At 54.6% G+C, this 20,722-nt stretch carries 10 protein-coding genes and 1 tRNA gene; 10 read left to right on the top strand and 1 reads right to left on the bottom strand.

Annotated elements, in window-relative coordinates:
* Positions 1-30: 30 nt before the first annotated feature.
* Positions 31-115, bottom strand: a tRNA-Leu gene (locus G6R38_RS00185).
* A gap of 279 nt (positions 116-394) precedes the next feature.
* Here G6R38_RS00185 and G6R38_RS00180 point away from each other — a divergent pair.
* The 10 genes from G6R38_RS00180 (at position 395) to treY (ending at position 20,638) form a co-directional block, all read left to right on the top strand.
* Positions 395-1,564 (top strand): glycosyltransferase family 4 protein, encoded by a 1,170-nt coding sequence (locus G6R38_RS00180; RefSeq protein ID WP_166819680.1) that lies wholly within the window; start codon positions 395-397, stop codon positions 1,562-1,564.
* 23 nt (positions 1,565-1,587) lie between these two features.
* Positions 1,588-2,853, top strand: coding sequence for a glycosyltransferase family 4 protein (locus G6R38_RS00175; protein ID WP_166819679.1), 1,266 nt, complete (start codon positions 1,588-1,590; stop codon positions 2,851-2,853).
* Positions 2,854-2,971: 118 nt separating this feature from the next.
* Positions 2,972-3,310 carry a hypothetical protein gene (locus G6R38_RS00170; protein ID WP_166819678.1) on the top strand — a complete coding sequence of 113 codons (339 nt, stop codon included), beginning with the start codon at positions 2,972-2,974 and terminating at the stop codon, positions 3,308-3,310.
* Between the two features lie 224 nt (positions 3,311-3,534).
* On the top strand, positions 3,535-5,526 hold the full coding sequence (locus tag G6R38_RS00165) for an alpha-1,4-glucan--maltose-1-phosphate maltosyltransferase (protein ID WP_166819677.1): 1,992 nt from the start codon (positions 3,535-3,537) through the stop codon (positions 5,524-5,526).
* A gap of 53 nt (positions 5,527-5,579) precedes the next feature.
* Positions 5,580-8,954 carry a maltose alpha-D-glucosyltransferase gene (gene treS / locus G6R38_RS00160; RefSeq protein ID WP_166819676.1) on the top strand — a complete coding sequence of 1,125 codons (3,375 nt, stop codon included), beginning with the start codon at positions 5,580-5,582 and terminating at the stop codon, positions 8,952-8,954.
* Positions 8,955-9,080: 126 nt separating this feature from the next.
* On the top strand, positions 9,081-11,279 hold the full coding sequence (gene malQ / locus G6R38_RS00155) for a 4-alpha-glucanotransferase (RefSeq protein WP_166819675.1): 2,199 nt from the start codon (positions 9,081-9,083) through the stop codon (positions 11,277-11,279).
* A gap of 39 nt (positions 11,280-11,318) precedes the next feature.
* Positions 11,319-13,250: a 1,4-alpha-glucan branching protein GlgB gene (gene glgB / locus G6R38_RS00150; protein ID WP_166819674.1), complete on the top strand. Its 1,932-nt coding sequence runs from the start codon at positions 11,319-11,321 to the stop codon at positions 13,248-13,250.
* A 60-nt stretch (positions 13,251-13,310) separates the two neighbouring features.
* Positions 13,311-15,218, top strand: coding sequence for a malto-oligosyltrehalose trehalohydrolase (gene treZ / locus G6R38_RS00145; protein ID WP_166819673.1), 1,908 nt, complete (start codon positions 13,311-13,313; stop codon positions 15,216-15,218).
* A 63-nt stretch (positions 15,219-15,281) separates the two neighbouring features.
* Positions 15,282-17,729 carry a DUF3536 domain-containing protein gene (locus G6R38_RS00140; RefSeq protein WP_166819672.1) on the top strand — a complete coding sequence of 816 codons (2,448 nt, stop codon included), beginning with the start codon at positions 15,282-15,284 and terminating at the stop codon, positions 17,727-17,729.
* Positions 17,726-20,638 (top strand): malto-oligosyltrehalose synthase, encoded by a 2,913-nt coding sequence (treY, locus tag G6R38_RS00135; RefSeq protein ID WP_166819671.1) that lies wholly within the window; start codon positions 17,726-17,728, stop codon positions 20,636-20,638. The genes G6R38_RS00140 and treY overlap by 4 nt, the downstream gene beginning before the upstream one ends.
* Positions 20,639-20,722 lie beyond the last annotated feature (84 nt).

Genomic DNA, 20,722 nt, shown 5'->3' with positions numbered 1-20,722 from the left:
TCCGCTTTTTTAGTAGACACTTGTCAGCAATGGCCGAGGCGGGACTTGAACCCGCACGAGGTTTACCCTCACCGGATTTTAAGTCCGACGCGTCTGCCTATTCCGCCACTCGGCCGTTGGTTTGCTCATTTGATCACTGGGAGGCGTTTGCCTGATCCACGTTGAGTATGGCGAATTGATCGCTGGGGTGGTCAGATTCTAGCTAGAAACGCCGTTGGGAGCAAAGGTTCGCGGCAATTTGCGGAGGAAGTTCTGGAATCCGGGATTGGCACATTCCTCTTGACCCGATGCTCTTGTTGGATTAACAGGCCCGCTGAATCACCACGAATCACCGTTGCCGCTGTGAGTGTCTGCTCATGATCGGTCAAATGTTCGTGTCTCGAAGGGCATCCTCATGCGAGTTCTCTACACGTCCGACATTTTTGCACGGCAAGCTGTGGGTGGGATTTCACGGTACTTTGTGGAGCTTATTCGCGAATTGCTACGGAACGAGCGAGTCGATGTTGATTTGTCTGTCCGATGGCATATCAACGAACACTTGCGGGAACTTCAAGAGACGGAGAAAGTCGCTGGTCGATTCTTGCCGAAGTTGAGATCGATCCGTCATTTCCTGCCAGCTGTGAACGCACTTCCGTATTGGAGTTCAAGTGCGGGCACGGATTCGCCGCAGATTATCCACCATACCTATTATTCTTGGTTTCAACCGTCGACCGTTGGGGGTTTGGTTGTCACGGCCCATGACGTGATGCCAGAGTTGTTCTGGAACCGGTCACATCCACGCACCAAAGGGCTTCTGTTGGCGAAGCGACGATCGCTGGAAGCAGCGGACCGCATTATTGCCGTTTCGCAACACACAAAGAATGACATCATTGACATCTACGACCTTGAGCCAGATGTGATCGATGTGATTCCCCATGGAAATCCGATGGCTGAATTCTCGAAACTCTCGACAGTCTCACTTGAAGTGGACGATGTTTCTCGGAAAGGCCAGCGGCCATATCTGCTGTATGTGGGGGCACGGGGCGGATACAAAAACTGGGAAGCGTTCATCGACGCATTCGCGGCGTCGGAGTTCTTGCGAAAGGAATTCCGGATCGTGTGTTTTGGTGGCGGGCCGTTGGGACGTGCTGAACGTGAGTTGCTAGAAAAGCTGCGAATCTCCTCGTCGGTCACACAGGAGTCTGGAGACGATCACGCACTTGCCAAGGCGTATTGTCAGGCGACTGCGATTGTTTATCCATCGCGATACGAAGGATTCGGGCTGCCACCATTGGAGGCGATGAGTTGCGGTTGTCCGGTGATCTGTTCGGATGCAGCCTCGATTCCCGAAGTTGTGGGTGGAGCGGGTGTGTACTTCGATGCTGACGACCTCGATTCAATTCGCTCAGCGATGGAATCCACGCTTGGAGATTCCGCGAAACTCAAACGGCTTCGCCAAGCGGGGCTGGAACGCGAGAAGCAATTTCGTTGGCGAACTACCGCGGAACTGACACTCGCGAGTTACGAGCAAGCCATCGGATTGGCCGCTCCGATTCCTTCCGATTCGAAGCGGGCTGCCGCGTAAGCCGACAGGAAAGCGAAGTTACCATGCGTGTTTTCATGGAATGCACCGCCACCTATCAGCAGGATTGGCACACGGGGATTCAACGGGTCGTGCGGAATCTCGTGAACGCCTCGCGGACAATCGGTCCCGAAATGGAAATCGACTGTCAACCAGTTGTGTACGATGCACGTCGGGGGATGATTACTATTGATGGTCTGCAAGTCCACGGTGGTCATTCACCCGCAGATACCGCTGTGCCTCGCAATACCATTCGGCGTGTCAAATCCACGTTGAAACGTCTCGGTTTGTTGCGACTTGCGCAGCGGGCGGATCTGATTCGACGGCGGGCAGTGGATTGGGGGTTTTCGTCCCTGCGGAGTGACGCAAAGACACAAATTGACTTTCAGTCCGGCGATGTCGTGGTGATGCTCGACGGCACTTGGCAAGCACCGTATTGGCGAGATCTGGAACAAGCTCGCCGGCAGGGCGCGAAAGTCGGGGTTCTCATTCACGACGTTTTCCCACTGACAATTCCGCAGTTCTATCCGGCACACACCACCAACGTCTTCCGCAATTGGTGGTTACGGGCGTGTCAGTCTGCCGACTTCTTAGTCTGTGCGACGCGAGCGGTGGCGGCGGATGTGCAGTCTGTCTTGCCGACGGGCACGAATCCGCAGATCGGATTTTTTCGCCTGGGCATGGAACTCGATGGAGTTCAAACAGGTTCCGCTGTTCGATCTGAGTTGAGTGAATTCTTTCAGCGGGACACACCTACGTATCTTGCGGTGGGAACACTCTCTCCGCGTAAGAATGTTTCGTTGTTGCTCGACGCATTCGACCGAATGGATCAGCAAACGGATGGCAGTCAGCTGGTGATTGTCGGCGGAGAAGGTTGGGACGCGGAAGCGTTGGTTCGTCGAATTCAGTCGCATCCGGAGTACGGTCAGCGACTACGTTGGTTCGATGACCTCAACGATGGCGAACTCGATTTCTGCTACAAACACGCTACCGCGATGGTGACAGCTTCGAACGCTGAGGGCTTTAACTTGCCGATTGTGGAAGCTTTGAGCCGAGGATGTCCCGTCCTTGCGAGTGATGTCCCGGTCCATCGGGAAGTGGGTGGTCGATGGGCGAAATTCTTTCCAGCAAACGATGCAGACGCGCTCACCAACGTGCTTTCCGATCCTGCGACATTGGCTGCGATGCGGTCCAGTCTCGACGGATACCATTGGCCGAATTGGCAAGAGAGCTGCCGCGAACTCCTGACAACGCTCTACCAGATGGAAGCTCCCGCATCGAAAGCCGCGTAGCAATCGCTTTGAGAATCACTGATCTCGTGGAAACGGTCTGAGATTTTCGAGAGTCACCGTGGACATCGAGGACCCAAATGCGGTCTAATTCGCTGTCATGAGTGATTCGAAAATTCCAGTGAACCGGACCCTCGTCGGGTTGCTTGCTCTCGCGTGTCTGCTGGCAGCGGGTTATCTATTTTTCTTTTCCGAAGCTGAGCAATCTTCGCGGACGATGATGTGGTCCGGGGCGTTTGTGCGTGTCGGACTGCTGACCGGAGCGTTTTGGTTGGCGTTGCCGACGAAAACTCGCGATGCAGCGTGGGCCGGTGTCTCTCCGTGGCAATTTGTCGGCGGACTTCTGGCGATTGCGGCGGTAGCGATTCGTCCGCGAGTCGCAATCCCGTTTTTGCTCGCGCTCGCGGTTGTTGGTTTCTTTCTCCGCCCGAGACCGAAACAGCGTCCCCCTCGACGATAACACGTCCTGAGTGAATTTATCGGGGATGGTTTCTCGTTAACCAGCATGGTTCCAATTTGCACGTCCGGTAGTCCTTGACAATTTGCGTCAAGTTCGTTCATCTGTCGGCGTTTAGAAGCCTGAAGAAGTTGGCACGCCGATTGCGTGGGTTTCTAACACCTGACATGCTGCAACCAACGAACTCAAATCCCTTGCGAACAGACAACTACGAATTGAGGCCATCTATGACGTTGCCGGAACGCGGGCGGAGCCGTGTGATTATCACGGGGGTGTCTCCGCAAGTCGAGGATGGAAGTTTCCCGATCAAGCGTGTTCAAGGGGATCTGGTTCGGGTCGGAGCCAACATCTTCACCGACGGCCACGACCGTATCTCGGGGGTTTTGCAGTACCGTAAGTCTGGCGAGGCGGTTTGGCGCGAGACGCCACTGATTGCGACTTACAATGACCGTTGGCATGCGGAATTCACGGTCGAGGAACTCGGCCGATACGATTACTGTGTGCTGGCTTGGATCGACCATTTTGAAACCTGGTTTCAAGATCTGAAAAAGCGAGTCGCCGCCGGACAGAATGTGGAAGTCGATTTGGCGATCGGTGCCGAATACGTGGAAGAGACCGCGAAGCGTGTGCAAGGCACTGATGCCGAACGTCTGAGCGAGTGGGCGAAACGACTCAAGAGTTCCGAGGCGTCCCAGAATCCGCAGCCCATCTGCGAGGACACTGAGTTAGAGGCATTGATGCTCAAGCACTCCGAGCGTCGATTTGCCACGAGATACGATCGGGACTTGCAAGTTAAGGTCGATTGTCGACGTGCCGAGTTCAGTACTTGGTACGAGTTCTTTCCCCGGTCAACGGGTCCTGACGGACAGCATGGCAACTTCCGCACCGCCGCCGATCGTTTGCCGTACGTTGCCAATATGGGGTTTGACGTCGTTTATTTGCCGCCGATTCATCCGATTGGTGACAAGTTTCGCAAGGGCCGAAACAATTCCGTCACTGCTGAACCGGGCGATGTCGGAAGCCCATGGGCCATTGGTTCCAACGATGGTGGCCACAAAGCGATCCATCCGCAGTTGGGGTCGATGTCCGATTTTCAGCGGTTCGTCGGGATGGCAAACGAACTGGGAATTGAAGTCGCCTTGGACGTGGCGTTTCAGTGCTCGCCCGATCATCCCTACGTGAAAGAGCATCCGGATTGGTTCAAGAGTCGGCCGGACGGCACGATTCAGTATGCCGAGAATCCTCCGAAGAAATATCAGGACATCTATCCGTTCCACTTCGAGTGCGCTGACTGGAAAAATCTCTGGAAGGAACTCAAAAGTGTGTTCCTGTTCTGGATTGATCGTGGCGTGCGGATTTTCCGCGTCGACAACCCGCACACCAAACCGTTGCCGTTTTGGCATTGGTGTATCACAGAGATTCACAAAGAGCATCCCGATATCATTTTCCTCGCCGAGGCGTTCACACGGCCACGGATCATGGAGCAACTGGCCAAGTTCGGTTTTAATCAGTCCTACACGTATTTTGCCTGGCGGAACACGAAAGCGGAACTGATTGAGTACATGACCGAGTTGACGAAGACCGGCGTCTCCGAATACTTCCGACCAAACTTCTGGCCGAACACTCCGGATATTCTTACCGAGTATCTCCAAACCGGCGGCAAGGCGGCGTTTCAAGCTCGTGTGACACTCGCAGCAACCTTGACGGCGAATTACGGAATGTACGGCCCGGCGTTTGAGTTGCAGCATAGCACACCGGCGAAACCCGGCAGCGAGGAGTATCTCGATTCCGAGAAGTATCAAATCCGACACGACGATTTGAACCACCCGGGAAGTCTGCGGGAATTCATTGGCCGACTCAACGCGATCCGCAACGAGTTCCGATGTTTGCAATCCAACCGGAACTTGGAGTTCCACGCCATCGACAATGACCAACTTATCGCGTACACGAAACGCACCGAAGACAACAACGAGTTGTTACTGACGATCGTGAATCTCGATCCCAGGTACAAGCAGTCCGGGTTCGTGCAATTGCCACTCGAGGACTTGAGAATCGATCCCACACGACCGTTTCAGGTGCATGATTTATTGAGTGGCAACCGTTATATGTGGCAGGGATCAAGAAACTACGTGGAACTGAACCCGCACATCACGTCATCCCACGTCTTCCGGGTTCGTGGGGATGTGCATTCCGAAACTGATCCTGGCTTCTACGCATAATTGAACCGATCGAAAGCGACCGTCCGAGCCAACCCTCAATTCGAATCGACTCCATGCCCCGTTTAGCCGAGACGCACACGACAGCCGGTCAAGCTCAGTGGTACAAAGACGCCATCATTTACCAAATTCACGTCCGTGCGTTTGCGGACAGCAATGGTGATGGAATCGGTGACTTTCGCGGCCTGACTTCCAAGCTGGACTACATTCAAGAACTCGGTGTGACCGCCATTTGGTTGCTGCCGTTCTTCCCGTCGCCGTTGCGTGATGGCGGGTACGACATGTCCGATTATCGGGGCGTGCATCCGAATTACGGCACGCTTCGTGATTTTCGCGGGTTCCTGGAAGCCGCCCATGAACGGGGCATCCGAGTGATCACCGAGATGGTGATGAACCACACGTCCGACCAACACGAGTGGTTTCAGAAGTCTCGCCAAGCGAAACCGGGCAGTCCATGGCGTGATTACTATGTGTGGTCGGACTCACCGGATCGCTACCAAGATGCGCGGATCATCTTCCAAGATTTTGAGTCGTCGAACTGGACTTGGGATCCGGTTGCGAATGCCTATTTTTGGCATCGGTTCTACTCCCATCAACCGGACTTGAATTTCGAAAACCCAGCCGTTCAACAGGCAATGTTCGATGCCGTAGATTTCTGGTTGGACATGGGTGTAGACGGTCTTCGATTGGACGCCATTCCGTACCTTTTCGAGGAGGAAGGAACCAATTGCGAGAACCTGCCGAAAACACACGAGTTTCTGAAATCACTGCGGTCGCATGTCGACGAGAAGTACGGCGATCGCATGTTGCTCGCCGAGGCGAATCAATGGCCCGAGGATGCCGCCGCTTATTTCGGTGAAGGCGACGGCGATGAGTGCCAAATGAACTTTCACTTCCCGCTCATGCCGCGACTCTATATGGCGGTTGAACGGGAAGATCGGTTTCCGATTATCGACATCCTCGAGCAAACTCCGGAACTGCCAGAGACATCCCAGTGGGCGATCTTTCTGCGGAATCATGATGAGTTGACGCTCGAAATGGTCACAGACGAAGAACGCGATTATATGTATCGCGCTTACGCCGAAGATCCGCGAGCCCGCGTGAATCTCGGGATTCGTCGTCGGCTGGCTCCGCTGTTGCGGAACAACCGGCGGAAGATCGAATTAATGAATGGATTGTTGATGTCGTTGCCGGGAACGCCGGTCGTTTATTACGGCGACGAAATCGGGATGGGCGATAACATCTTCCTAGGCGACCGCGATGGCGTGCGAACGCCGATGCAGTGGAGCCCCGACCGAAACGCGGGGTTCTCCCAGTGCAATCCGCAGCGGCTGTACTTACCGGTCATCATTGATACCGAATACCATTATTCGAGTATCAACGTCGAAGTGGAGGCGAACAGTCCGCATTCCCAATTGTGGTGGATGCGGCGAATCATTCATCTCCGCCGTGATCACCAAGTCTTTGGGCGTGGACGTCTTGAGTTTCTTCAGCCGGATAACTCGAAAGTTTTGGCATACATTCGGGAGTCGGAAGACGAGACAATTCTCGTGGTCGCGAATCTCTCCCGTTTCACCCAGTGTGCCGAATTGGATTTGTCACGCTTTCGCGGACGAACTCCGACCGAATTGTTCGGGAAAACCGACTTTCCACCGATCGGAGAGTTGCCTTACTTCTTGTCACTCGGTCCCTACGGTTTTTATTGGTTCAAACTGAGTTGGAAGGATAGCGAAGTCGACGAAGCGGATGTGACGGGGGCTCCTCGTTTGCGAGTTTCGCAAGACTGGACAACGTTGTTGGCGAAATCCAAACCGGGAGCGTTCGAGAACGCACTCGCCAGTTGGTTGCCTCGACATCGCTGGTTCGGTGGCAAAGCACGGACGATCCAGACCGTCAAGGTTGAAGAGTCCATCCCGTTGGGGGATTCGGAAACCGAGCCGATTGCGGTTATCGTTGTCCGGGTCGAATACACCGAAGGCGAACCCGAACGTTATATGTTGCCGCTGATTTTTGCGGATGAAGAACGAGCACGGAACATTGTTGGCGACCATCCGCGTGCCAAATTGGCGGAAGTGGAGAACACCAGCACGGGCGAAGTTCGTACCCTGTGCGAAGCGGTCTGGGAATCGGAGTTCTGGCAGCCGTTGTTTGCGCACATCAAAGACCAACAGCTTCTGTCAACCGCACGGGGAGAATTCCGCGGCGCCGCTTCGGATCAGTTCGCCGCATTGAGCAGCGAACTCGGCGAGTCACCGGAGCCGTCTGTTCATGGCGGTCAACAAAGCAATACGTCCGCGATTTTTGGCGACTCAATGATTCTGAAGTTGTTCCGGAAGATTGCACCAGGAGTCAATCCCGACTTGGAAATCAGTCAGTTTCTATCGGAATTCAACAGCGATCCCGAAAACGAATTCCAAGCACCGGTTGCACCATTGGCCGGTTCATTGGAGTTCGAGGGCAACCGCGACGAGGCCATGACCTTGGCGATCATGCAAGGTTTCGTGCCGAATGAGGGAGATGCCTGGGTCTACACTCTCGATGAACTCGGTCGGTACTACGAACGATTGCAGTCGGCGGAGGTGGAGACTTCGGGAGCGAAAGCAACGCTTCCACGAGGAAAAATGCTGCAGTCCACGCGGAAGGATATCCCCGACCTCGCCCATGACCTCATTTCGCCGTACCTGCAAAGCGTCGAACTGCTTGGACAGCGAACGGCGGAGATGCACTTGGCACTGGCGTCGAATCGCAGCAACCCAGCGTTTGCCCCCGAAGGATTCACGAAGCTTTACCAACGGAGTTTATATCAGTCGATGCGGGCGGGCGTACGGAAGGTTATGACGCTCCTCAAGAAGCAACGGTCTAATCTCAGCGACGAACTTCTGCCATTGGCCGACCGAGTGCTGGCAGGGGAAACGGAATTGATGGATCGCTACAAAGCGGTTGCCGAAACCAAGATTGCGGCCCAGCGGATCCGGTGTCATGGTGACTATCACCTGGGTCAGGTGCTCTACACCGGTCGAGACTTCGTGATTATCGACTTCGAAGGCGAGCCTGATCGCACGATCGGCGAACGCAAAATCAAGCAGACACCACTCAAAGACGTAGCGGGCATGATTCGCTCGCTGCACTATGCATCGTTTGCCGCTCGGTTCGGTCAAGTGCCAGGTGGACCGACGGGGCCAGAAGCCGGAGACATCGCTGAACGCTGGATGCAATTCTGGTATGCTTGGTGTGTGACAGCGTATCTCAAGAGTTACCTGGCGTCGGCAACTTCCGGAGAATTTCTCCCCCAAACGGAAGAAGGAATCCAAGTTCTGCTCGATGCCTATATTTTGGAAAAAGCGATCTACGAATTGGGATACGAACTCAACAACCGTCCCGATTGGGTTCAGATTCCTTTGGTGGCCATCATCGATCTTTTGGAGGCGTAGCGTTCTAGGCGAGTCGGAAACGGCAACGATGCGACCTGGTAACTTCGGGTATTTTTGAACAAGCCTGAAAACGGAATTGAACCAAACTCATAACGGATTCTTCGAACCACTCTTGCGATTCACTGCATGTCAACCTCATCAACTCCACTCACTCAACGACCTGCTTTAGAGCAACTCGCCGCACTGTTCGGCGTGCAATTGTCCTACATGGATGTGGGTGGGCAGACCCAGCACGTCTCTGAGAAATCTCTTCTGGCAGTCTTGAACGCGCTCGGTGCGAACGTGAGTTCATCCGAGGATGCAGTGGAACTTCTTGACGAGAAACGACGCAAACTGGCCGAGCAAGGACTACCGACCGTTGCTGTCGTCTGGGAGAATGAGCCGCTTTCCGCCCGACTGACTCTGCCGGAATCGTTGGCGACGATGACTGGTCAGGTGACGATCACGACAGAGTTCGACAAAACACTGCTTGAAACTGTCGATCTCTCCACGCTGGAACCGATGGCGGTCGATTGGAGTCAAGACCCGACATACTTCGATGATTCGCTTCCGGAAGGCTATGTCGCCCGCAAGTTCGTTCTCGATATCGAACTTCCGTTCGGCTACCACCATTTGCAGCTGGAGGTTGGTGGGCATTCCTGGACGACGCAGATCATTTATGCGCCTTTGAAATGTTTCGCACCAACCGACCGCGTTAATGCAACGAAGTCGCACGTGTGGGGCGTGTTCCTGCCAGTCTATTCGCTGGTCACTGAGGACACTTGGGGAGCCGGTGCTTATTCGGACTTGGAACGCATGGCGGAATGGTCCGGCGGGCTCGGTGGTGGCATGACGGGCTCGCTACCGCTGCTCTCCAGCTACTTGGACGACCCGTGTGATCCCAGTCCATACGCGCCCGTGAGCCGTTTGTTTTGGAACGAGATTTACCTCGATATTCACGCAATCCCGGACTACAAAGATTGCCCGGAAGCGCAGGAACTCGTCGAGTCACAAGACTATCAAGATCGTCTGCGTGAAATCCGTGAGAAAAAGCTCGTTGATTATCGCGGGCTGATGGCTCTCAAACGCGAGGTGCTGGAATTACTCGCCGATAAGGTCTTTCGAGATCAAGGCGAGCGGTACAAGGAACTGATGCAACGACGGGAATCGCATCCGCTTTTGGATGACTATGCTCAGTTTCGGGCAACTCAGGAAACGACACGCACATCTTGGACGGACTGGGATGAGCCACGGCGAAGTGGCCAACTTAGTGAGTCCGATTACGACGAGAAACGCTTCCGCTACCACTTATATGCTCAGTTTCTGGCCACCGAACAGTTGGCTCACCTTTCGGTCGCCGCAGAAGCGACCGGGACCGGTTTGTATCTCGATTTGCCGCTTGGCGTCCGTCCTGATGGTTATGACGTGTGGCGATTCCAGCACGTCTACGCCAACGGTGCTCATATCGGTGCGCCGCCGGACATGATGTTCACGAAGGGACAGAACTGGGGGTTCGCACCGCAGCATCCTGAACGACTTCGCGAAGATTGTTATCGGCATGTGCGGGATTATCTGCACCATCATATGCAGTTCTCTCGGCAGTTGCGAATCGATCACGTCATGTGTTTGCACCGTCTCTATTGGATTCCGGAAGGTGTTTCGGCATCGGATGGGGCGTACGTGCGGTATCGACCCGAAGAGTGGTATGCGGTGTTGGCCGTTGAGTCGCATCGGCACGAAGCCTGTGTGATCGGGGAAAATTTGGGCACCGTTCCACCGGGAGTCAACGAAGCTCTCGAACGGCATGGTGTGGCGCAGATGTTCGTCTTGCAGTATCAATTGCAAAGTGATCAAGACGACCTGATTGGTCAGGTGCCGGCCGGTTGCATTACCTGCATCAACACACACGACATGCCACCATTTGCCGCCTGGTGGGAAGGATTGGACATCCTCGATCGGCACGATCTTGGCTTGATCGACTCGGAAACAGTCGATCGGGAACAACGCGAGCGAAGTGATTTGAAGCGACAACTGACGCGGTGGATGCGAGGCAAACGGCCGATCCAGGAACCGGCCTGGCCGGATGAGGATGCTAACGTGTCAGCAGCCGAAGTCATCCAGGCATTACACGAGTTCTTCGCGGCGAGTCCGGCGGAGTTCCTGATCGTTAACCAAGAGGATTTGTTCCTCGAAACCCAGCCGCAAAACGTTCCGGGAACCACAGGCGATGTCCGCCCGAACTGGCGACGCCGTGCACAGCGAACGTTCGAAGAATTCTCCAGCGACCCCGCTGTTGTGGAATCGCTACAGCGAATCGACAAGCTGAGAGCTTCACGAACACCTTAGAATCAATTATCTGTTTAGGAATGATCGGCGAAGGAAATTATGAGTTCATCCACAACCGCCAATCCCGTGCGTTACGATGTTTCGTTGCTCTCGGATGACGACATCCACTTGTTCAACGAAGGGACGCATCTTGACCTCGACGAGAAGCTCGGTGCGCATTTGATCGAGCGAGATGGTATCGCGGGCGTGTACTTTGCCGTCTGGGCGCCCGATGCGAAAACCGTTTCCGTGGTGGGGATGTTCAACGACTGGAACAAAACCAGCCACGAACTACGTCCCCGTGGAAGTTCCGGTATCTGGGAAGGGTTTATCTCCGGCGTCGGCAGCGGAACGCTTTATAAATATCACATTGAGTCCCGCGTCAATAACTACTCGGTTGATAAAGCCGATCCGTTCGGGGCATTCTTCGAGGTGGCTCCGAAAACTGCGTCAATCGTTTGGGACCTCTCGTACGAGTGGAACGACGATGAGTATCTGCAGTACCGCGGAGGACGAAATTCGCTGACCGCTCCGATGTCGATTTATGAGGTGCACCTCGGGTCTTGGAAGCGGGTTGCCGAGGACGGTTGGCGATCGCTCAGCTATCGTGAGATGGCGGAGCAACTTTCGGAACACTGCAAGAAACTCAATTTCACGCACGTTGAGTTCATGCCTGTCATGGAGCACCCGTTCTTCGGGTCGTGGGGCTATCAAGGAACCGGTTACTACGCACCGACCAGCCGGTACGGGACACCGCAGGATTTCAAATATCTTGTCGACACGCTGCATCAAAACGGGATCGGCGTGATTCTCGACTGGGTGCCCTCACACTTCCCGAATGACGAACACGGGCTGGGATATTTCGACGGAACGCACCTCTACGAACATGCGGACCCACGTCAGGGATTCCATCCGGATTGGAAGTCTTACATTTTCAATTTTGGTCGCAACGAAGTACGGAGCTTCCTGCTGTCGAATGCGATTTTCTGGCTCAAGGAGTATCACATTGATGCCCTCCGAGTCGATGCCGTCGCCAGCATGTTGTACCTGGATTACTCCCGGAAAGATGGCGAATGGATTCCCAATGAATTCGGCGGGCGTGAGAACTTGGACGCGATCAGCTTCATGCGGCAGTTGAACCGAAGTGTTTACGAGCGGTTCCCTGACACGCAAACGATTGCGGAGGAATCCACCGCATGGCCGATGGTGTCGCGACCGGCTCACTTGGGCGGCTTGGGTTTCGGAATGAAATGGGATATGGGGTGGATGCACGACACCCTGCGGTATATGGCCCATGAGCCGATCTACCGTAAGTACCATCATGGCGAACTCACGTTTCGCACGGTTTATGCCTTCAACGAGAACTACGTGCTGCCGCTTTCCCACGATGAAGTCGTGCATGGAAAGGGATCGCTGCTCAATAAGATGCCGGGCGACGATTGGCAGAAGTTTGCGAGCCTACGGTTGTTGTACGGCTATATGTATGCACAACCTGGGAAGAAGTTACTCTTCATGGGGGCGGAAGTCGCTCAGTGGAGCGAATGGCAGCATGATGGAGAAGTACAATGGGATCTGCTGGCCCAGACCGAACACGCCGGCATTCAGCGGTGGGTCAGTTCGCTCAACGGATACTATCGAGGCGAACCGGCACTCCATGAACTCGATTGCGAGCCACAAGGATTCGAATGGATCGACGCGAACGATTCGCAAAGCAGCGTGCTAAGCTTCTTGCGAAAAGGCAGTCAGCCGGAGGATCAAGTGATCGTCGTGGCCAACTTCACGCCTGTTCCGCGTTACGATTACCGTGTTGGCGTACCGAAACCGGGTTTCTGGAAAGAGATTCTCAATAGCGATGCCACCGAACACGGCGGGAGCGGACACGGGAACCTCGGCGGTGTTGAATCCGCAAGAATCCCGTACCACGGCCGACCGAATTCCATCAACCTTACGTTGCCGCCGTTGGGGATCGTGTTCCTGAAATGGGAATCGTAACGAACGTCGTTCGACGCCGTACTTCCATCTCCAAGACCGAAAAAGATAGCTCACCCTAGCATGGCCGACTCTAACATCCTGCCCGCGCATCCAACTTATCCGGCTTCGATCGGTGCTTTGCAGCAACCAGACGGCCGGGTCACATTCCGTGTTTGGGCACCCAAGGCGGAAACCATTGATCTGCACCTCGTCAAGGATGGGGATGACGAGTTTATTCCGATGCGTCCCGAGCCGCGTGGCTATTTTGTCACGGAACTTGAGAACGCGGCGGTTGGTACAAAGTATTTTTACAGAATCAATGGTGAAAACTCGTGGCCGGATCCTCTGAGTCGTTGGCAGCCCGACGGTGTGCATCAGCCGTCAGCGGTTGCGTCGCGTGAGTTCGAGTGGACCGACCAGTATTGGCATGGGATTCCATTAACGAAATACATCACGTATGAGTTGCACATCGGGACGTTTTCCCCCGAGGGAACGTTTGACGGGGCGATTGCGTACTTGGATGACCTCGTCGATCTCGGGATCACCGCGGTCGAATTGTTGCCGATCAATCAGTTTCCCGGGGGCCGAAACTGGGGATACGACGGCGTTCATCCGTCGGCGGCTCAGAACACTTATGGTGGTCCCGACGGACTGAAACGACTCGTCGATGCCTGTCATCAGCGTGGGTTGGCCGTCATTCTCGATGTCGTCTACAACCACATCGGTCCCGAAGGAAATTACCTCGGGCAGTTCGGTCACTACTTCACTAGCAAGTACGGAACGCCTTGGGGCGAGGCGTTGAACTTCGACGACCACGACGCTGACGAGGTCCGGCGGTTTTTCATCGAAAGTGCATTGTATTGGATTGGCGAATGTCACATCGACGCGTTGCGGCTGGATGCGGTTCACGCAATTTTCGATAACTCGGCGTATCCATTCTTGCAAGAACTTGGCGATGCCTGTCATCTGGAAGGACAACGGCAGAATCGGCAAGTTCACTTGATCGCCGAAAGCAGCTTAAACGACCAGCGGTTGTGTAGTCCGCCGAGTGTCGGTGGTTTCGGTTTGGATGGGCAATGGTCGGACGAACTGCATCACGGCTTGCATACGACCCTGCTCCCCGAACGCAGCGGCTACTACGCTGATTTCGATGGTTTCGAGGATTTGCTGCTGTCGATGCAGAATGGTTTTGTGTACGACGGCGTTTATGCTCCGCATCGCCGCCGCCGCTACGGAAACACACCGGACCGATTGTCACCTGAGCAATTCACCGTTTTCTCGCAAAACCACGACCAAGTCGGCAACCGAATGCTCGGCGAGCGGCTAAAGGAATTGACCAGCTACGAAGCGGCCAAATTGCTCGCGGGAGTCGTGCTCCTTTCCCCGTATTCACCAATGTTGTTTATGGGTGAAGAGTACGGTGAGCCGGCACCGTTTCAGTTTTTCGTCAGTCATGGTGATCCAGGTCTCGTGGAAGCGGTTCGCGAGGGCCGGAAAGCTGAATTTGCGAGTTTCAAGTGGAGCGAAGAACCGCCGGATCCGCAGTCGGAAGAGACGTTCAACCGTTCAAAGCTTGACCACAGCTTGAAATCACAGGGTGAGCATGCGGTCTTGCTAGACTTCTACAAGTCACTGATCCGACTGCGAAAGAGCCATCCTGCGTTGATGTTCCCCGCCCGCGATCGAATGGCGTATTCTTCGCTTGGTTCGCAGCGTGTGATCTTCGAACATCTTTGGACCGATTATCACGATTTGCTGGCGATCTTCTCGTTTGAATCGGACTCCGTGGACGTGAATATCCCGATTCCGGAAGGCGAATGGTCGCTGGTGTTCGACTCCGCCGAGGAACGTTGGAACGGTCCCCGGTCCGAATCGCTACCACAGATCGTTGAGTCCAGTGGATCATCGACAATAACACTGCCGCCCTTCTCATTCATTGCTCTGACGAGGAATCGTGACGCCATCGCTCCGGCGGCACCAGTTCGTTAGAATAATCTCCCCCGCAGTCAAGCGACTTGGACTCGCGGTTTGGCTTGCTTAAAGACGGAATCTATGCGGCGATACCTTTGCATTCACGGCCACTTCTACCAACCACCGCGCGAAAATCCGTGGCTGGAGACGATTGAGGTTCAGGACTCGGCGTACCCGTTCCACGATTGGAACGAGCGGATCACGTCGGAGTGCTACGAGCCGAATGCCTTCTCACGCATTCTGGATTCCGACGGCTACATCTCGCAGTTGACGAACAACTACGCACGAATCAGTTTTAACTTTGGTCCCACGTTGTTGAGTTGGCTCGAGCGATGCAGCCCGAATGTCTATCAAGCGCTGCTCGACGCCGACAAGGAAAGCCGGAAACGCTTTGATGGGCACGGTTCAGCCGTTGCGCAGGTTTACAACCATATCATCATGCCGTTGGCGAATTATCGAGACAAAGTCACGCAGATTCGCTGGGGCATTGCCGATTTCCGTTCGCGATTCGGACGCGATCCCGAGGGCATGTGGCTTGCGGAAACCGCTGTCGATATCGAAACACTCAGTCTGCTCGCAGAGCATGGGATCCGCTACACGATACTTTCGCCGTATCAAGCATCTCGCGTGCGGATGCGACCGAACGGTTCCTGGGAAGACGCGACCGGAGCGAAAATTGACCCGACGACCCCGTATGTCCAGTCGCTTCCCAACGGTAAGAAGATTGCGTTGTTCTTCTATGATGCACCGATCTCACAGGGAATTGCGTTCGAGGGGGTGTTGAAACGCGGTGAAGATTTCGCGCAGCGTTTGCTTGGTGCATTTTCGACGGAACGCGATTGGCCTCAGATCGTCCATATTGCCACCGACGGCGAAACCTACGGGCATCATCATCGCTTCGGTGATATGGCTCTCGCGTATGCGTTGCAGTACATCGAAGACCGGGCCGATGTGCAGTTAACGAACTATGGGCAGTATTTGGCATTGCACGAACGGTTGCCGGAAGTGGAGATCCTCGAACGCACGGCGTGGAGTTGTGCTCATGGCGTGGGGCGTTGGAAGGAGGACTGTGGTTGCAACACCGGTCGCGGCGGAACACATCAGAAGTGGCGTAAGCCACTCCGCGATGCACTGGATTGGGTGCGGGATCGGTTCATCAGCCAGAGCGAAAAGGTTGCAAAAGGTTTGCTCAAAGACCTCTGGACCGCGCGAGATCGGTACATCGACGTCATTCTGAATCGGTCGGATGAAACGATTCAGGAATTCATTGCCGAGAACGCGACGCGTCCGTTATCGCACGATGAAACCGGCCAAGTTCTCAAATTAATGGAACTGCAACGCCATACCCAATTGATGTATACAAGCTGCGGTTGGTTCTTCGATGAAATTTCGGGGATCGAGACCGTACAGATTATGCAGTATGCCGAGCGAGCGATTCAAATTGCCGAGGATTTGTTTGGCGACACGGAAGCATCCAACGGTTTCCAACAGCGATTGGCCAAAGCACCGAGCAACGACCCTGATCTTGTCGATGGCGGTCGCATCTACCAAGAACAAGTCGTGCCGACACGGGTTAGCTTGAAAACGGTGGCTGCACACCATGCGGCGGCTTCCATGTTTCAGGAAATGCCGGATTGCGATTGCCCGGACCCGATCGACATCACCGAAGAGAATCCGAGCGAAATCGATGCGTACATCGTCGATCGCGAAGAATACCATCAACGATCATCGGGACGATCGCGAACATCATGGGGGCGACTCAAGGTTGCCAGTCGTCTGACATACGATTCTCAAACGCTGACATTCGCCTGCTTCCATATTGGTGAACAGAATTTGGTCGGCGGTGTGCGTCTCGCTGAAGCCGAGGCCGACTGCAAATTGGAAAGCCAACTGAAACAGGCCGTTGCCAGGGCTGATGTTCCGCGTATCATTCGTCTGATTCAATCAGCGTTCCCTGAGAATCAATTCTCGTTGCGAAATCTTTTTCGGGATGAGCAACGTCGAATTCTTGATCGGCTTCTCGGTCAGTCGCTTCGCTCTATTGAGGAAATGAATCGGCATACGTTCCATTCGTTTGATCCGCTCATTCATTTTCTGACCGAACAAGCGGTTCCGGTCCCTGCAGCGTTCCGTGCGGTGGCGGACATCGTCATCAATGCAGAGATCCGAACGGCCCTGAAAACGCAACCGGAAGCTGAGCATATTGAGCGACTCATCGACAAAGCCTCGACCTGGCAAACCCGTCTTGACCGCCTCGGTTTGGCGGCGGAGCTTGAAGACCGAATCGCCTTGGCGATGCAACTTTTAGAGAACTCGCCGACCGACGGTGAAGCATTTGATCGATTGGACTCCGTGATTGATTTGGCTCGGGGATTACCGTTCGAGGTGAATTTGACGTCTGTTCAAAATCGATACTTTCAATTTTTAACTCGTCAGCGGAGCCTTCCTGGTGACGCTGCGTCTGGGTCATCGCTGAAACCTGAATTTTCTTCTTTGGCCGAGAAACTATCTCTACGAGTGCCTCAATGAGTCATTCCGAACGACCGTACGCGACCTACCGTCTTCAATTCAATTCAAGTTTCCGGTTTGAAGACGCTCAAAAGCTGATTCCCTACTTTAGTCGGCTTGGTGTTACACACGCCTATAGCTCGCCACTGTTGCGAGCCCGACAAGACAGTACGCACGGTTATGACGTCGTCGATCCACGTTCGGTGAACCCGAACATCGGCGATGAGACCGCCTTCCGCACGTTTGTCAAAACTCTGCAGGCCCATGGGATGGGGTTGGTACTGGATATCGTACCGAACCATATGGCCGCTTGCGGAGAGAATCCGTACTGGGAGAACGTTCTCACGTACGGGGTCAGTTCGCCGCATGCACGATGGTTTGACATCGACTGGCGGATGCCGCATTCGGAATTGTGGGGCCGCGTGCTGGTGCCCGTTCTGGGCGAGCCGTTGCAACGGGTTTTGGCTCAAGATCAGCTCCACGTGTACTGGGACCAGGGCCGTTTTCGAATCCGGTATTGGGAGAACACATACCCAATCGATCCGGCGACCGTTCCCATGATTCTGCAATTCGGCATGCCTGAGTTGGAGGAGCAATTTCCAGAGGGGCACACAGCTCTCACGGAGATTCAATCCGTTCTCGAAGAACTCAATGCCCTACCCAACCGCGTCGAACGTGGTCAACGGCACGTGGAACTTTCGCTGGATGATACGGAAGATTTGCTTTCGCAGTTGGCACAAACCATTGTGATGTCGCCGGCGATTCAAGCGTGGGCCGTACAAACCGCCGAACGGTTTTCATCGGGTGAGGAAGGCCAGAAACGATTGCGGGCGTTGCTTCGTGCTCAGAATTATCGCTTGGTTTATTGGCGACGAGCCGCTCGGATTCTGAACTATCGGCGTTTCTTCGACATCAACGATTTGATTTCGATTCGACAAGAAGATCCCGAAGTCTTTGACGATACCCACACGCTCATTGCCCGATGGATTTCGGAAGGATTGCTTGACGGCATTCGGATCGACCATATCGACGGTCTTCGTGACCCACTCCGATACCTGGAACGTCTGCGTGATCTCATCAGCGAACAGGAACCGAACGGTCAATCGGTGCCTGTCTGGGTCGAGAAGATTGTCGCGCACGACGAAGTGCTTCCCGCCGATTGGCCAAGTGCAGGCACCACAGGTTACGAATCGCTGAACCAGATCGAGTCGTTGTTCATATCGCCGGAAGGTTATCAGGCGATCGAGGAAAGCTATCGTCGGATGCTCGGGCGGCCGGTGAAGTTCGAGCAAGTCGCCAACTGGGGCAAACGCCGAATTCTAAAGGCCGACCTGTCCGCATTTGTGGGACGTCTCGCTGACATTCTGCACCGCTTGGCGCAGGTGAACCCCGAAAGTTCGGTACTACGAGAAAAGGAACTTGTGGAGGCGCTCGTCGAGTTTTGCGTCGCTTTGCCTTGCTACCGGACCTATATCACCACCGATCAAACCGAACTCAGCGAGCATGACCGTTGGGCAATCGAGACAGCCATCCGAGGAGCCGAAAAACGCGAGCGTGCCTCGCAAGAGAGTCTCGACTTTCTGAAAGAGTTTCTATTCGGCGACACATTGGAAATGACGGAACACGATCGAAACGAGCGGCTGCATTTCATCGAGAAACTCCAACAGTTGACCGGGCCCGCAACGGCCAAAGGGATCGAAGATACCGCACTCTATGCATACGTGCCGTTGATCTCTCGGAACGAAGTTGGTGGTGAACCTAATACTGACTTGCGGCAGGCAATTCCGCATTTCCACGAAGGAAACGCCTATCGTGCGGAATCCGCGCCCCGAGCAATTTTGTGTGTCACCACGCACGATACGAAACGCACTGCGGATGTTCGTGCCCGGCTTGATGTGCTTTCCGAATGGCCGAAAATCTGGTTCGCCCGCATCAACAAGTGGCGAGAACTGAACCGGTCGCGTCGATCCCGGGTGCAAGACAAGACGGCTCCGGACCCCGCCGCCGAGTATATGTTCTATCAGAACCTGATCGGAATCTGGCCGGTGACGGCAGCGGAAGATGGACCGGTTCCGATCAGTCATCCGGATGTGATCGAGTTCCTCCGTGAACGGATGGAGGAATACATGCTCAAAGCCGTTCGCGAGGCGAAAGTCCGTACGAGTTGGACTGACGGAAATTCCGAATTTGAGTCAGCGCTCGTGGAATTCATCCGTGGAGCCATGAGTGGCAAGGACGAGAACTCTCGGCTGTTCCTCGATGACGTTCAAACGTTCGTGCAGCGGGTTGCCCGACCGGGATTCTGGAATTCGCTCGCGCGGACGCTATTCCAGTTTACTTCACCTGGCACGCCGGATCTGTACCAAGGTGACGAGTTATGGAACTTCGCACTTGTCGACCCCGACAATCGTCGCGAGGTTGACTACGAACTTCGTCAGGGACTGCTTGATGAGTTAGTGACTCGTCTTGAAAGCTCAGAGGAATCGCGTCAAGAACTTCTGCGGGAAATGGTCGAACACCCCGAGGATGGTCGCATCAAAATGCACTCGGTCCGCGAAACGCTCAGTGCACGACGACAGTTTCCCAATTTGTTTCTAGATAGCGAGTATCAGCCACTGAGCTTCGAGGGGAAACATTCCGAACACCTCGTTGGTTTCGCCCGAACTCATGGCTCGGAAGCGGTCCTGGCCATCGCCCCGCGTTGGACGACATCACTCACCCAGGATTATCTCCAGGCACCGCTTGGGGAGGCGGTCTGGGGCGACACGCGAATTTCCCTGCCAGCATCGCTCAACGGACGGCAATTGGATTCGATGTATACACGCAGCTCACTCCAGGCGGCGGATGACGGTACGCTTCGGGCGGCGGATGTCTTCGCAGAATTTCCAATCGCCTTGCTCGTATCCTCGGCAACTGCGGAAAACGACTAATCCCGGAAACGTTTGGAGATTTTTCGGGAACTCCTTGCTATTGAACTCGTCGGAATTCACCAAGGACGGCAACCAGTCTTGTCG

This window comes from Thalassoroseus pseudoceratinae (assembly GCF_011634775.1).
In the GTDB taxonomy this organism is placed as follows: domain Bacteria; phylum Planctomycetota; class Planctomycetia; order Planctomycetales; family Planctomycetaceae; genus Thalassoroseus; species Thalassoroseus pseudoceratinae.
Note: the sequence above shows the minus strand (reverse complement) of the source record. Positions and strands in the feature narration are given on the sequence as shown.

Excerpts from the sequence above, each read along its gene's own strand:
- G6R38_RS00180 (WP_166819680.1), top strand. The coding sequence starts at position 395 with ATGCGAGTTCTCTACACGTCCGACATTTTTGCACGGCAAGCTGTGGGT.
- G6R38_RS00175 (WP_166819679.1), top strand. The coding sequence starts at position 1,588 with ATGCGTGTTTTCATGGAATGCACCGCCACCTATCAGCAGGATTGGCAC.
- G6R38_RS00165 (WP_166819677.1), top strand. The coding sequence starts at position 3,535 with ATGACGTTGCCGGAACGCGGGCGGAGCCGTGTGATTATCACGGGGGTG.
- treS (WP_166819676.1), top strand. The coding sequence starts at position 5,580 with ATGCCCCGTTTAGCCGAGACGCACACGACAGCCGGTCAAGCTCAGTGG.
- malQ (WP_166819675.1), top strand. The coding sequence starts at position 9,081 with ATGTCAACCTCATCAACTCCACTCACTCAACGACCTGCTTTAGAGCAA.
- glgB (WP_166819674.1), top strand. The coding sequence starts at position 11,319 with ATGAGTTCATCCACAACCGCCAATCCCGTGCGTTACGATGTTTCGTTG.
- treZ (WP_166819673.1), top strand. The coding sequence starts at position 13,311 with ATGGCCGACTCTAACATCCTGCCCGCGCATCCAACTTATCCGGCTTCG.
- G6R38_RS00140 (WP_166819672.1), top strand. The coding sequence starts at position 15,282 with ATGCGGCGATACCTTTGCATTCACGGCCACTTCTACCAACCACCGCGC.
- treY (WP_166819671.1), top strand. The coding sequence starts at position 17,726 with ATGAGTCATTCCGAACGACCGTACGCGACCTACCGTCTTCAATTCAAT.